Source organism: Zhihengliuella sp. (assembly GCF_031178195.1).
GTDB lineage: Bacteria > Actinomycetota > Actinomycetes > Actinomycetales > Micrococcaceae > Zhihengliuella.
In genome coordinates, this window is record NZ_JAPSJL010000002.1 from 353,510 (window position 1) to 365,796 (window position 12,287).

A 12,287-nucleotide genomic window follows, 5' to 3' on the forward strand; every position below is an offset into this window, starting at 1 on the left:
ATACAGGAAGAGTAGTTCGTGGCAGATACCACCGATATCAAGAACGGCGTCGTCATCAAGATCGACGGCCAGCTGTGGCAGATCGTCGAATTCCAGCACGTCAAGCCGGGCAAGGGTGGTGCATTCGTGCGCACCAAGATGCGCAACATCATGTCGGGCAAGGTCGTCGACAAGACTTACAACGCCGGCGCCAAGATCGAGACCGCGACGGTCGACCGCCGCGACTACCAGTACCTGTACCAGGACGGCGAGGACTACGTCTTCATGAACCTGTCCGACTACGACCAGATCACCGTCCCCGGTGCCCTGGTCGGCGACGCCGCCGGGTTCATGCTGGAGAACCAGGAGCTCGTCATCGCGATGCACGACGGCTCGCCGCTCTACGTGGAGCTGCCGCCGTCGGTGGTGCTGGAGATCACCTACACCGAGCCGGGCCTGCAGGGCGACCGCTCCTCCGCTGGCACGAAGCCGGCGACGCTGGAGACCGGCAAGGAGATCCAGGTGCCGCTGTTCGTCGAGCAGAACACCCGTGTGAAGGTCGACACCCGCACCGGCGACTACCTGGGGCGTGTCACCGAGTGAGTGCCCGCAGCAAGGCCCGGCTCCGGGCTCTCGAGGTGCTCTTCGAGGCCGACCAGCGCGGCGTCACCGCGCTGTCGGCCCTGCAGCAGCGCCGCGAGGCCAACGCGGACTGGACCGTCAATCCCTACACGATGACTCTCGTGGAGGGCGTGGTGTCGCAGCAGGAGCGGATCGACGAGATCCTGAGCACCTACGCGCGCGGCTGGACGCTGGACCGCATGCCGGCCGTCGACCGCGCCGCCCTGCGCCTGGGCACGTGGGAGATCCTGTTCAACGACGAGGTTCCCGACGGCGTCGCCGTCGCCGAGGCGATGTCGCTCGCCAAGGAACTCTCCACCGACGAGTCGCCGGAGTTCATCAACGGCCTGCTCGGCCGCATCCAGCAGATGAAGCCGACGCTCCTGGCCTAGCGCCGCGGCTCCGGCCCAGACGCTCGGCGTCGGACTGTGGACCGGTCGGCGCCTCGAGGGCGCCATCCCCGCCGAATACCGGCGGGGATGGCGCCCTCTGTCGTCCAGGGGAGATCCTCGCCGGGTGCGGACCTGCGCAGGACCGATGTCGCTCTCCCGGAACGACAGGAGAGCCGACAGGAAGGGGCCGTGCTCGCGCCATCCCCGGAGGGTGGCGCGAGCACGGCCCCTTCGAGGGCGCGTCGCCGCGGCCGGCGTCGCGGTGCTGATGCTCCGGCTAGACGCTGCGGATGGCGACGACGGCATTGTGGCCGCCGAAGCCGAACGAGTTGTTCAGCGCCACGATGGAGCCGCCGGGCAGCTCGCGCGGGGTACCGGTGACGACGTCGAGCGGGATATCGGGGTCCTGGTTCTCGAGGTTGATGGTCACCGGGGTCTTGCGGTGGTACACGGCCAGGACGCTCAGCACCGACTCCACGGCGCCGGAGGCGCCGAGCAGGTGCCCCATCTGCGACTTGGTGGCGGAGACCGCCACGTTGTCGACGTGCTGGCCGAGAGCGGCCTTGAGCGCGGTGTACTCCGGCTTGTCGCCGACGGGGGTGGACGTCGCGTGGGCGTTGACGTGGACCACGTCCTCCGGCTGGATCAGACCGTCGAACATGGCCGCCTTCAGGGCGCGCGTCGCGCCCAGGCCCTCCGGATCCGGTGCGGTGATGTGGTGCGCGTCGGCGGTCACGGCCGTGCCGGCGAGCTCGGCGTAGATCCGGGCGCCGCGGGCGAGCGCGTGCTCCTCCGCCTCGAGGACCAGCGCGCCGGCGCCCTCGCCCATGACGAATCCGTCGCGGTCGAGGTCGTAGGGCCGGGAGGCGTGCTCCGGGTCGTCGTTCCGGCGCGAGAGCGCCTGCATGGAGGCGAACGCGGCGAGCGGCATCGGGTGGATGGCTGCCTCGGCGCCGCCGACCACTACGACGTCGGCGCGGCCCGACCGGATGATCTCCAGGCCGACGTCGACGGCCTCCGTGCCGGAGGCGCACGCGGACACCGGGGTGTGGGCCCCGGCGCGTGCGCCCAGGTCGAGGCTGACGGCCGCTGCGGGGCCGTTCGGCATGAGCATGGGGACCGTCATCGGCAGAACGCGGCGCGGTCCCTTCTCGCGCAGGGTGTCCCAGGCGTCGAGGAGTGTCCAGACGCCGCCGATGCCCGTGGCGAAGGCGACGCCGAGACGGTCCTGGTCCATCTCCGTGAGTCCGGAGTCGTTCCAGGCCTCGCGGGCCGCCACGACCGCGTACTGGGTGGAGGGATCCATCCGCTTCATCTCGACGCGGGAGAGCGTCTCGCTCGGGGGCGTGGTGACCCGGGCGGCGAAGGTGACCGGGAGGTTGAACTCCTCGACCCAGTCGTCGGTCAGCGTGTGCGCACCGGAGACGCCCTTGAGGGCGTTCTCCCACAGGGTGGGCACGTCGCCACCGATGGGGGTTGTGGCACCTAGACCGGTGATTACGACTTTGCGGGCCATCAGCACATCTCTCTTTACACGAGGAAGACTACGTAGTGGGAGGCAGGTACCCGGCCGGGGAGGGATCCCCGCGGCCGGGTGGTAACGCGCCGCCGCCTGCCCGACGGCGGCGCGTTGGCAGGCGCTTAGGCCTGGGCGTTCGCGATGTAGCTGACTGCGTCGCCGACCGTCTTGAGGTTCTTGACTTCCTCGTCCGGAATCTTCACGTCGAACTTCTCCTCGGCGTTGACCACGATGGTCATCATCGAGATGGAGTCGATGTCCAGGTCATCGGTGAAGGACTTGTCCAGCTGAACGGCGTCGGTGTCCAGTCCGGTCTCTTCGTTAACAATCTCCGCCAGACCGGCCAGGATCTCTTCGTTGCTCGCCATGAGGGCTTTCCTTTCTCGTTGTGCCGGGTGGTCCCGACGTTGTGTCCCGTCCGCAGTGGACGGGTAACCATTGGAACGTTCGTCCTAGGCAAGCCTAGGGCAGAACGACGACCTGGGCGCCGAACACCAGTCCGGCACCGAAACCGATCTCGAGGGCAAGCCCACCGGACAGGCCGGGGTTCTCCTGCAGGAGCCGGTGCATGGCCAGGGGAATCGACGCCGCGGAGGTGTTGCCCATGTCGGCGATGTCTCGCCCGACGGCGACGGACTCGGGGAGCTTGAGCTGCTTGACCATCTCGTCGATGATCCGCATGTTCGCTTGGTGCGGGATGAAGGCGGCCAGATCCTCGGGGCCGACGCCGGCGGCATCCATGGCCTGCTGGGCGACCTTCGCCATCTCCCAGACGGCCCAGCGGAACACGGTCTGCCCGTCCTGGCGGAGAGTGGGCCAGAGCTTGGCCTCGGTCTCCGCGACGAGCGCGCTGCCCTCGGGGTCGGCCTCGGCCGCCAGGGCGATCTCGCGCAGGTCGAGCATCGAGTGGGTCATGCCGATCGTGGACCACTTGGAGCCGTCTGAGCCCCAGATCGACGGCGCGATGCCGGCCGTCTCCGAGGGGCCGATCACGACGGCGCCGGCGCCGTCGCCGAGCAGGAAGGAGATCGTGCGCTCGTGGTTGTCGATCACGTCGGAGAGCTTCTCCGCACCGACGACGAGGACGTAGTCGGCGGCTCCCGAACGGACCAGCGCATCCGCCTGGGCGACGCCGTAGCAGTAGCCCGCGCAAGCCGCCGAGATGTCGAACGCGGGCGCGGGAGTGGCGCCCAGCCGGTCGGCCAGCGCGGCCGCCGCCGACGGCGTCGCGTACGGGAACGTGACCGTGGAGACGATCACGGCGCCGAGCTGCGCGCCCTCGATGCCGGCGGCCTCCAGGGCCTCGCGGCCGGCCGTCTCGGCCATGTCCAGGAGCGAGACGTCGGCGGACGCGCGGCGGCGCGTGACGATCCCTGTGCGCTGGCGGATCCACTCGTCCGAGGAGTCGATCCACTGGCAGACGTCGTCGTTGGTCACCACGACGTCGCCGCGATATGCGCCGAGGCCGAGGAACCGGCTGCCGGCGTTCGTCGGCGCGAGCTTGAGTTCGGTGGGCATGGTGCTCCTTAGGCGGTGTGCTCGGCGACGAACGCGCGGGCGGAGTCGAGGTCTTCGGGGCTCTTCAGCGCGAGGGTGGCGACGCCCTTGAGGCCGCGCTTGGCGAGCCCGGCGAGGGTTCCGGCCGGGGCGAGCTCGAGCAGGCCCGTGACGCCGAGGTCGGCGAGCCGCTCCATGCACAGGTCCCAGCGGACGGGGCGGGAGACCTGCGCGACCAGGCTGGCGAGGTTGGCCCGCCCGTCGACGACGACTCCGCCGTCGTAGTTGCTCAGGAGGGTCAGTCGCGGGTCGTCGGGGGAGAGCTCGGGAGCGAGCCGCTCCAGGACCGAGACCGCCGGTGCCATGTGCCGGGTGTGGAAGGCGCCGGCGACCTTCAGCGGGATCACGCGCGCCTTCGCGGGCGGAGCCGCGGCGAAGGCGTCGATCTCCTCGAGCGTGCCCGCGGCGACGGTCTGACCGCCTCCGTTGGCGTTCGCGGCGGCGAGGCCTGCGGCGTCGATGGCGGCGCGGACCTCGTCCGGGTCCCCGCCGAGCACGGCGGCCATGCCCGTGGGCGTGGCCGCTGCCGCCTCCGCCATCGCGTTGGCGCGCTCGCGGACGAAGACCATCGCATCCTGCTCGGTCAGGGCGCCGGCGATCGCGGAGGCCGTGATCTCGCCGACGGAGTGCCCGGCGACCACGGTGCGGTCCGGGACGGCGCCGTCGGAGAAGAGGGCTCGAGCCGTGACGAGTCCAGCCGCCACGATCAGCGGCTGGGCGACGGCGGTGTCCTTGATCGTCTCCTCGTCGGCGGCTGTCCCGAAGTGCGTCAGATCGCGCCCGGTCAGCTCCGAGAGCTGGGCGAGATGGTCGGCGACGCCGGGCAGCTCGAGCCAGGGCGTCAGGAAACCGGGGGTCTGGGAGCCCTGTCCGGGGCACACAATTGCAAGCACGTTTCCAGCTTTCCAATAATCGAGGGCCGACCCCGGTGTTCCGGTGCACCAAGCTCACCGAGGCGTCTTGTAGGGATCCTACAAGAGGATCAGAGCGGAGGGCTGTCCTCGAGGCGTCCGACCACCAGGGCGGTCTGCAGGACGAATGCCTCGCGGGGGATCAGCGGATCCCACCCGGTGAGCTCGCTGACGCGCTTGAGGCGGTAGCGGACGGTATTGGCGTGGACGAAGAGCTGGCGGGCCGTCCCCTCGAGCGAGTGGCCGAGCGCCAGATAGCTGGTGAGGGTCTGCACGAGTCCGTTGCCGGCCTTCTCCAGGGGGCGGTAGATGTGCTCGACCAGCGCGCGGCGGGCCAGCGAGTCACCGTTGATGACGCGCTCGGGCCACAGGTCGTCGGCGGCGGCCGGGCGGGGGGCCTGCGTCCAGGCGTCCGCGGAGGCCAGACCTGCGAAGGCCGCCTGGGCGGAGTCGGTCGTGGCGCGCAGGGAGTCGGCACGCGGGCCGTAGACTACCGGGCCCTCGCCGAAGAGCTCCGCCAGCCGGTCGAATCCGGCGGCACCGTTCTCGCGGATGCCGCCGAGCATCACGATCAGGCGTTCGCCCTGGATGCCCACGAGGCAGTCATGGGCGTAGCGCAGGGCGGTGCGGCGCAGTTCGGCGACGAAGTGGGCGCTCGCGACGTCCGGGGCCCGCCCCGCCATGACGTGGATGCCGGACTGGGACTTCCAGCCCACGGCGGCGAACCGCGAGCGCAGCGAGTCCGTGTCCTCGCCGCGCAGCACGGCGTCGACGACGAGCGCCTCGAGCCGGCTGTCCCAGGCGCCGCGGGACTCGGCGGCGCGCGCGTAGACATCGGCCGCGGCGAAGGCGACCTCTCGCGAGTAGCGCAGGACCGCCTCCCGCAGCTGTATCTGCTCGGACTCCGCAGCTAGCTCGGGGACTCGGTTCTCGACGACCTCGACGATGGTCCTGATGAGCTGCAGGGCCCGCTGGAGACTGATCGACCGGGTCAACTCGGTAGGAGCCGCCCCGAAGACGTCGTTGAGGACCCATTGCGGGCTCGTCGGCCGTTCGTACCAGCCGACGAACGAGGCGATGCCTTTCTGGGCGACCAGACCGAGTGCGGCGCGTTCGTCGGGGTTCAGAGCGCGGTACCAGGGGAGGGACTGCTCCAGATGCTTCAGCGCCGCGGTGTAGAGGACGCCCTGGTGCGACTTCAGGCGGGCCAGGGTCTCCGAGCCTCCGGGCGGCTGCTTGGAGAGCAGCGGACTCGGATCGTGCGCCGGGGCCGTGTCAGTCATGGGCGCAACACTACTCGGATGGTGCCCCTGGGGCACCTTACCCATGAGTACCCGTTTGTCGACTTCATACAAAGGAGCGGCCCCCGAGATGCTCGGGGGCCGCTCCTCTGTCATGCGCTGTCGGTCAGCTGTCGCCGCCGGCGTTGCCGCTGGTGCCGGCGTTGACGTCGTCGAGGCGGTAGCGCTCGAATGCCTGGGCCGGCGCCTCGGCGGGGACCTCGCCGCGGCGGGCGAGCAGCTGCAGGGCCCGGACCACGATGCTGTGCGCGTCGATCTTGAAGAACCGGCGCGCCGCGGCACGGGTGTCCGAGAAGCCGAAGCCGTCGGCCCCGAGCGTGGCCCACTCGTTGGGCACGTACTGCCGGATCTGATCCGGCACCGCCTTCATGTAGTCGCTGACGGCGACGACCGGGCCCGTGGCTCCGGCCAGCTGCTGCGTGACGAACGGCGTGCGGGCCTCGGCGCCGGGGTTGAGGAAGGCCTCCTCCTCGGCTTCGATGGCGTCACGGCGCAGCTCGTTCCAGCTGGTCACGGACCAGACGTCCGCTGAGACGCCCCACTCCTCGGCCAGGATCTGCTGGGCCTCGATAGCCCACGGCAGGGCCACACCCGAGGCCAGCAGTTGCGTCCGCGGACCGTCGACCTTGGCCGGCGCGGCGAGGTAGATGCCCTTGAGCAGGCCGTCGACGTCCAGCTCCTCCGGCTCGGCCGGCTGGAAGATCGGCTCGTTGTAGACGGTGAGGTAGTACATGACGTTCGGGTCCGGGTGGTTCCCGCCGTACATGCGCTCGAGGCCGGCCCGGATGATGTGCCCGATCTCGTAGCCGTAGGCCGGGTCGTATGTGATCACGGCCGGGTTGGTCGCGGCGAGGATCGGCGAGTGCCCGTCGGCGTGCTGGAGGCCCTCGCCGGTGAGCGTGGTGCGTCCGGCGGTCGCGCCGATGACGAAGCCGCGCGTCATCTGGTCCGCGGCGGCCCAGAAGGAGTCTCCCGTGCGCTGGAACCCGAACATCGAGTAGAAGACGTAGACCGGGATCAACGGCTCGCCGTGCGTCGCGTAGGACGTGCCCGTCGCCGTGAAGGCTGCGACGGCTCCGGCCTCGTTGATGCCCGGGTGCAGGATCTGGCCCGCCGGGGACTCCTTGTAGGCCAGGACCAGGTCCCGGTCCACGGACAGGTAGTTCTGGCCCTTGGGGTTGTAGATCTTCGCCGTCGGGAAGAACGAGTCCATGCCGAAGGTGCGTGCCTCGTCCGGGACGATCGGCACGATCCGGTGGCCCAGCCCCTTGTCCCGCATGATGTCCTTGAGCAGGCGGACGAAGGCCATGGTGGTGGCGGCCTGCTGCTTGCCGGAGCCGCGCTTGGCGATCGCGTACGTCTTCTCGTCCGGCAGCGCCAGCTCGGTGTGCTTCGTCCGGCGCTCGGGCAGCGAGCCGCCGAGCTTCTTCCGGCGGTCCAGCATGTACTGGATCTCCGGGGCGTCGGGTCCCGGATGGAAGTACGGGGGACGGTACGGGTCGGCCTCGATCTGCTCGTCCGTGATCGGGATCCGCAGGTGGTCGCGGAAGGCCTTCAGGTCATCCTGCGTCAGCTTCTTCATCTGGTGCGTCGCGTTCCGAGCCTCGAAGTGCGGGCCCAGGCCGTAGCCCTTGACGGTCTTGGCCAGGATGACGGTCGGCTTGCCCTTGAACTCGGTGGCGGCTTTGTAGGCGGCGTAGACCTTGTGGTAGTCGTGGCCGCCGCGCTTGAGGTTCCAGATCTCGTCGTCGCTCATGTCGGCGACGAGCTCCTTCGTCTCGGGCGACTTGCCGAAGAAGTGCTCGCGGACGAAGGCTCCCGACTCGGCCTTGTAGGTCTGGTAGTCACCATCCGGAGTCTGGTTCATGATGTCGACCAGGGCACCCGTCTGGTCCTTCTCGAGCAGTGAGTCCCACTCGCGGCCCCAGACGACCTTGATGACGTTCCAGCCGGCGCCGCGGAAGAAGGCCTCCAGCTCCTGCATGATCTTGCCGTTGCCGCGGACCGGGCCGTCGAGGCGCTGCAGGTTGCAGTTGATGACGAACGTCAGGTTGTCGAGCTTCTCGTTCGCCGCCAGCTGCAGGAAGCCGCGCGACTCGGGCTCGTCCATCTCGCCGTCGCCGAGGAAGGCCCACACGTGCTGGTCGGAGGTGTCCTTGATCCCGCGGTTGTGCAGGTAGCGGTTCGTCTGCGCCTGGTAGATCGCGTTGGCCGGACCGATGCCCATCGAGACCGTTGGGAACTCCCAGAACTCGGGCATGTTCCGCGGGTGCGGGTAGGACGGGATGCCGTTCTCGCCCTTGGACTTCTCCTGGCGGAACCCGTCGAGGTCCTCCTCGCTCAGGCGTCCCTCGAGGAACGCCCGGGCGTACATGCCCGGGGAGGCGTGGCCCTGGAAGAAGATCTGGTCGCCGCCCCCGGGGTGGTCCTTGGCCCGGAAGAAGTGGTTGAAGCCCACTTCGTAGAGGGTGGCCGCACCGGCGAAGGTGGAGATGTGGCCGCCGACGCCGATGTCCGGGTGCTGTCCGCGGTGCACCATGACCGCGGCGTTCCAGCGCATCCACGCCCGGTAGCGGCGCTCGACCTCCTCGTCGCCCGGGAACTCGGGCTCCTGGTCGACCGGGATGGTGTTCACGTAGTCGGTGGTCGTCACCATGGGGACGCCGACGCTCTTGGCGCCCGCACGCTGCAGCAGGGAGCGGACGATGAACTGGGCGCGCTCGGTGCCCTGACTGGCGACCAGGTCGTCGAAGGATTCGATCCACTCGGCGGTTTCTTCCGGATCGCGGTCCGGCAACTGACTGGTCAAGCCAGAGCGGATGTGTGAAATGTGATCGTCAGCCACGTCCAAATTCTCCTTGTAGCGGGTTACAGCGTGGTGCAGGCGGCGGGAGAGGACGATGTCGTAGTGGATCGTGCTCACCAGGCCGTGGCAGGTCGGCCGCCGTGCTCGGTTAGGTTCCCGCCGTGATGCAGCGGAAGCTATCCACGCCACTCTAATGCGCGTGGCTTGCGAATGCGTAGCTCGTGGCCGCCGGGTGCCGGAGGTCGGGCCGCTGGCCCGGCGGGCCCGTGCGAAAAGCGGCGTGTCAGGGGTCTCACGCTTGATACCGGGGGAGGAAACGTGTTGTCTTAGTGAGAGTAAGACCACCATAGAGGAGGAAGATTGTGAGCGAGGCCGCAGCAGCCACCGAATCGGCTGCCGCCAAGATGGGATTCAAAGAAGGGGATCTCATCCAGGAACTGGGTTATGACGACGACGTCGACTTCGATCTGCGCGACGCGCTCGAAGACGGCATCGGCTCAGAATTGCTCACCGAGGAAGACCAGGACGTCGTCGACGGCGTCATTCTGTGGTGGCGCGAAGGCGATGGCGATCTTGTCGACGCCCTCGTGGACTCGCTCACGCAGTTGGACGACGGCGGCGTCGTCTGGCTGCTGACCCCCAAGAACGGCCGCGACGGGCACGTCAAGCCGGCCGAGATCCTGGAGGCCGCCCCGACGGCCGGTCTGCACATGACGACCAGCGAGGGCGTGTCCGCGGAGTGGTCGGCGTCCCGGCTGGCTCCGCGGCGCAAGAACTGAACGGCCGCCCGAACTGAAAGACCACGAGGGGTCCCGCTGCGTCATGCCGTCTCCACGGCCGGGCGCGGCGGTGCCCGAGTTCGACCTCGTCAACCAGCACGGTGAGCCGGTCACGAGCCGGTCGCTCGGCGACCGCGCCTACTGCCTGGTCTTCTACCCGTTCGCCTTCTCCCGCGTCTGCACCGCCGAGCTGCGGGAGCTGGCGTCCGAGCACGCCCGCTTCGCGGCGGCCGGGGTGCGTCTCTTCGGGGTCTCGGTGGACCACAAGTACGCGCTGCGCGCCTACGCCGATCAGGAACGGCTGCCCTTCGAGCTGCTCGCTGACTTCTGGCCGCACGGGGCCGCCGCCCAGGCGTTCGGGTGCTTCGATCCGCAGGCCGGCAGGGCCGGGCGCTCGACGTACCTCGTCGCCGGGGGCCGGATCATCACGGCTTTCTCCTCCGAGGCCGGTCAAGCGCGGTCCCTCGGTGAGTACCGCCGGGCCCTGCTCGAGTTGGACGGTGACGAAGGTGTCGGTAGGCTTGTCCGGCGCAAGGGTCTTTAGCTCAGCTGGTAGAGCGCCACGTTTACACCGTGGATGTCATCGGTTCGATCCCGGTAGGACCCACCATCTGCAAACCCCGTCATCCCACGACTTCCGAGTCGGGCTGGCGGGGTTTCCGTGGTTCTCGGGGCAGTGCCGGAGCGCCGCCGGTTCCCACGTATTCCGGGAGTCCCCGGCCTGCACCTGCGGACAGAAGGCGCACGGAGGCTCCTCGATGGCCGCACGAAGGACCTGGAAACATGGCCGCGCAAAGGTATTACTTTTTGGCCTTCTGCGGGGCAGTGTGGGCTAGGCTACTGAGCAGCGTCTGGCGACCAGGCGCCCCGCACACATCAACCGTTCCGGAGGATCCTTCCGTATGCCTGCACAGATTGGCGTGACCGGCCTGGCCGTCATGGGCGCAAACCTGGCCCGCAACTTCGCGCGTAACGGGTACACCGTCGCCGTCCACAACCGGTCGGCCGGCAAGACCGACGCCCTCCTCGAGGCCCACGGCGGCGAGGGTGACTTCGTCCGGACGGAGTCCCTCGAAGAGCTGGTGCAGAGCCTCGAGACCCCGCGGCGGGTCATGCTCATGGTCAAGGCCGGCAAGCCGGTCGACGCCGTGATCGAGCAGCTCGTGCCGCTGCTGGAGCCGGGTGACATCGTCATCGACGGGGGCAACTCGCACTACGAGGACACGCGCCGCCGCGAGGCCGCGCTGGCCGAGAAGGGCCTGCATTTCGTGGGCGTCGGCGTCTCGGGCGGCGAGGAGGGGGCCCTCCTCGGCCCGTCGATCATGCCGGGCGGCTCGAAGGAGTCCTACCAGGCGCTCGGCCCGATGCTCGAGAAGATCTCCGCGAAGTACGACGGCGAGCCGTGCTGCGCCTGGATCTCGACCGACGGTGCCGGCCACTTCGTCAAGATGGTCCACAACGGCATCGAGTACGCGGACATGCAGGTCATCGGCGAGGCCTACGATCTCCTCCGTTCCGCTGCCGGCCTGGAGCCGTCCGCGCAGGCGGAGGTCTTCGCCGAGTGGAACAAGACCAACCTCTCCTCCTTCCTCATCGAGATCACCGCAGAGGTCCTCGGCCACGTCGACGCAGACACCGGCAAGCCGCTGGTGGACGTCGTCGTCGACTCCGCGGGCCAGAAGGGCACCGGCCGCTGGACCGTCATCTCGGCCCTGGAGCTGGGCACTCCGACGTCCGGCATCGCCGAGTCCGTGTTCGCGCGAGGCCTCTCCTCCCAGCGCTCGCAGCGCGCCATCGGCCAGGAGGTCCTGGAGGGGCGCGAGGGGCAGGTCGAGTTGCCGGAGGACTTCGTCGAGGATGTCCGGCAGGCGCTGTTCGCCTCCAAGCTGGTCTCCTACGCGCAGGGCCTGGACATGCTCGACAATGCCGCAGCCGAGTACGGCTGGGAGCTGAAGCTGGACGAGATCGCCTCGCTGTGGCGGGCCGGCTGCATCATCCGCGCCGAGCTGCTCGACGACATCATGAAGGCGTACTCCGGCGCGGAGAAGCCGGAGAACCTCCTGTTCGCCCCGGCCTTCTCCAAGGCCATCGCCGAGGCCGTGCCGGCCTGGCGCCGTGTCGTGGCCACGGCCGTCCAGCTCGGCATCCCGGTGCCGGTCTTCTCCTCCTCCCTCGCGTACTACGACGGCCTGCGCCGCAAGCGCCTGCCGGCCGCCCTGATCCAGGGCCAGCGCGACCTGTTCGGTGCGCACACCTACCAGCGCATCGACCGCGAGGGCACGTTCCATACGCAGTGGAGCGGCGACCGCACGGAGATCAGCGCGGTCGACACCCACTGACGCCTCCCCGTCCCGGGCGGTGCGGGCCCTCGGGCTGCGCAAGGAGCGGAGGGCACGGCGGCAGCTGAGCGCAGCGGCGGCAT

11 protein-coding genes and 1 tRNA gene are annotated in these 12,287 nt (G+C 69.2%); 6 read left to right on the forward strand and 6 right to left on the reverse strand.

The features are described from left to right. Positions 1-18: 18 nt before the first annotated feature. Entirely contained in the window at positions 19-582 is a 564-nt protein-coding gene (efp, locus tag RIN46_RS04275) for an elongation factor P (protein ID WP_309079821.1), read from the forward strand. Beyond that, on the forward strand, positions 579-992 hold the full coding sequence (gene nusB / locus RIN46_RS04280) for a transcription antitermination factor NusB (protein WP_309079820.1): 414 nt from the start codon (positions 579-581) through the stop codon (positions 990-992). The genes efp and nusB overlap by 4 nt, the downstream gene beginning before the upstream one ends. Before the next feature lie 277 nt (positions 993-1,269). Here the strand turns inward: nusB and fabF are convergent, their stop codons facing one another. The 6 genes from fabF to aceE form a co-directional block, all read right to left on the reverse strand. After that, positions 1,270-2,508, reverse strand: a complete 1,239-nt coding sequence (fabF, locus tag RIN46_RS04285; RefSeq protein WP_309079819.1) for a beta-ketoacyl-ACP synthase II — start codon at positions 2,506-2,508, stop codon at positions 1,270-1,272. A 125-nt stretch (positions 2,509-2,633) separates the two neighbouring features. Then, on the reverse strand, positions 2,634-2,879 hold the full coding sequence (locus RIN46_RS04290; protein ID WP_309079818.1) for an acyl carrier protein: 246 nt from the start codon (positions 2,877-2,879) through the stop codon (positions 2,634-2,636). Between the two features lie 94 nt (positions 2,880-2,973). Further along, positions 2,974-4,029: a beta-ketoacyl-ACP synthase III gene (locus tag RIN46_RS04295; RefSeq protein WP_309079817.1), complete on the reverse strand. Its 1,056-nt coding sequence runs from the start codon at positions 4,027-4,029 to the stop codon at positions 2,974-2,976. Positions 4,030-4,037: 8 nt separating this feature from the next. After that, positions 4,038-4,961: an ACP S-malonyltransferase gene (locus tag RIN46_RS04300; protein ID WP_309079816.1), complete on the reverse strand. Its 924-nt coding sequence runs from the start codon at positions 4,959-4,961 to the stop codon at positions 4,038-4,040. 89 nt (positions 4,962-5,050) lie between these two features. Then, positions 5,051-6,262: a helix-turn-helix domain-containing protein gene (locus RIN46_RS04305; protein WP_309079815.1), complete on the reverse strand. Its 1,212-nt coding sequence runs from the start codon at positions 6,260-6,262 to the stop codon at positions 5,051-5,053. 124 nt (positions 6,263-6,386) lie between these two features. Next, on the reverse strand, positions 6,387-9,125 hold the full coding sequence (aceE, locus tag RIN46_RS04310; protein WP_309080120.1) for a pyruvate dehydrogenase (acetyl-transferring), homodimeric type: 2,739 nt from the start codon (positions 9,123-9,125) through the stop codon (positions 6,387-6,389). Between the two features lie 323 nt (positions 9,126-9,448). On the opposite strand from aceE, the gene RIN46_RS04315 reads away from it, so the two are divergent. The 4 genes from RIN46_RS04315 to gndA all read left to right on the forward strand — a co-directional run bounded on the left by RIN46_RS04315 (position 9,449) and on the right by gndA (position 12,204). Next, complete coding sequence (locus tag RIN46_RS04315; RefSeq protein WP_309079814.1) at positions 9,449-9,865, forward strand: DUF3052 domain-containing protein; 417 nt, start codon at positions 9,449-9,451, stop codon at positions 9,863-9,865. A 43-nt stretch (positions 9,866-9,908) separates the two neighbouring features. Continuing rightward, the gene (locus RIN46_RS04320; RefSeq protein ID WP_309079813.1) at positions 9,909-10,409 is read left to right on the forward strand and encodes a redoxin domain-containing protein; all 501 of its coding nucleotides are present in this window, start codon (positions 9,909-9,911) and stop codon (positions 10,407-10,409) included. After that, positions 10,400-10,475 (forward strand) — tRNA-Val (locus RIN46_RS04325). The genes RIN46_RS04320 and RIN46_RS04325 overlap by 10 nt, the downstream gene beginning before the upstream one ends. A 292-nt stretch (positions 10,476-10,767) precedes the next feature. Further along, complete coding sequence (gene gndA, locus RIN46_RS04330) at positions 10,768-12,204, forward strand: NADP-dependent phosphogluconate dehydrogenase (RefSeq protein ID WP_309079812.1); 1,437 nt, start codon at positions 10,768-10,770, stop codon at positions 12,202-12,204. The last annotated feature ends 83 nt before the right edge of the window (positions 12,205-12,287 follow it).

What these genes read in the sequence shown, in the direction of transcription:
- fabF (WP_309079819.1), bottom strand. Translation starts at nt 2,508, where the DNA reads ATGGCCCGCAAAGTCGTAATCACCGGTCTAGGTGCCACAACCCCCATC.
- RIN46_RS04290 (WP_309079818.1), bottom strand. Translation starts at nt 2,879, where the DNA reads ATGGCGAGCAACGAAGAGATCCTGGCCGGTCTGGCGGAGATTGTTAAC.
- RIN46_RS04295 (WP_309079817.1), bottom strand. Translation starts at nt 4,029, where the DNA reads ATGCCCACCGAACTCAAGCTCGCGCCGACGAACGCCGGCAGCCGGTTC.
- RIN46_RS04305 (WP_309079815.1), bottom strand. Translation starts at nt 6,262, where the DNA reads ATGACTGACACGGCCCCGGCGCACGATCCGAGTCCGCTGCTCTCCAAG.
- RIN46_RS04320 (WP_309079813.1), top strand. Translation starts at nt 9,909, where the DNA reads ATGCCGTCTCCACGGCCGGGCGCGGCGGTGCCCGAGTTCGACCTCGTC.
- gndA (WP_309079812.1), top strand. Translation starts at nt 10,768, where the DNA reads ATGCCTGCACAGATTGGCGTGACCGGCCTGGCCGTCATGGGCGCAAAC.